Raw genomic sequence first — 921 nt, 5'->3', positions numbered from 1 at the left:
CAAACAACTTGTTTTCGCTGCGTGCGCCATCCATCAAATCTAGGTTGTTATGGCGACCACCGATTTCCGTCATCGCGCCTAGTACGTTTGCCATCGTATCATCGATGGCGTTTAGGCTAGCGTCCACTTCGGCTTGAAAATTCGGACTCGGCTTCTCAAATTCTGCAATCAAAGCGTCGATTTGATTAAGAACGTTCTTGCCACCACCAATATCTAGGATCTCTTGTGCGGTCATGTTCGAATCCATAGTCACGCCTTTCGCCACCGTCACCACACGAACATCGCTGTTGCCTTCGACCACATAAGCGCCACTTGATTTATTCAGAGCAGCGGTATCGGTTTTTGTGCCCGAAAACAGAAAGTGGCCTTCGTCATCTTGCGCATTGAAAGACGATTCGATGGAGTCACGGTAGCTTTTCAGTTCGGAGATCATGCCGCTACGGTTTTGATCCGTTAACGAACCGTTCGCGCCCCAAAGAACAATGTCACGCATGCTTTTCAAACTTTCGTTCACTGAATCTAGGTGTGTCTCTTGGCTTGAAAGCGTTGTTTTCAGGTTTGCGATGTTGCTTTGGTATTGAGCAATCGCGCTGTTTTCGCGTTCCAAGTTAAGCAGCTTGATAGACGCCATTGGATCATCAGACAGTTTAGTCAGTCGCTCACGTGTCGACATTTGTTGAAGTACTTTCCCAAGGCCTGCGCTGTTGCTCTGCAGGCTTTGCAGCATCATTTGGCTGAATTGGTTATCACTGATTCGCATCTGGGTTTCCTCTAGAATAACTGCAATACAGAGTCGAAAAGCTGGTTAGCGGTGCTAATGACTTTCATGTTGGCGTTGTGTGCGTTAGCAAATGTCATCAGATTCGCCGCTTCTTCATCGCTGTTCACCGCACTGACGTTGTCGCGCGCGGCATGCGCTTG

Annotated in this window: 2 protein-coding genes; both read right to left on the bottom strand. The window is 48.4% G+C overall.

The features are described from left to right. The coding region (gene flgL, locus R7040_RS25210; protein WP_318097380.1) for a flagellar hook-associated protein FlgL at positions 1–760 on the bottom strand (760 nt) is incomplete at its 3' end. 11 nt (positions 761–771) lie between these two features. Further along, on the bottom strand, positions 772–921 hold a 150-nt coding region (locus tag R7040_RS25205), incomplete at its 5' end, for a flagellar basal body rod C-terminal domain-containing protein (RefSeq protein ID WP_318097381.1).

Source organism: Vibrio sp. 1069 (assembly GCF_033340555.1).
The sequence above is the reverse complement of the archived record's forward strand: the minus strand, read 5'-3'. Positions and strand labels throughout refer to the sequence as shown.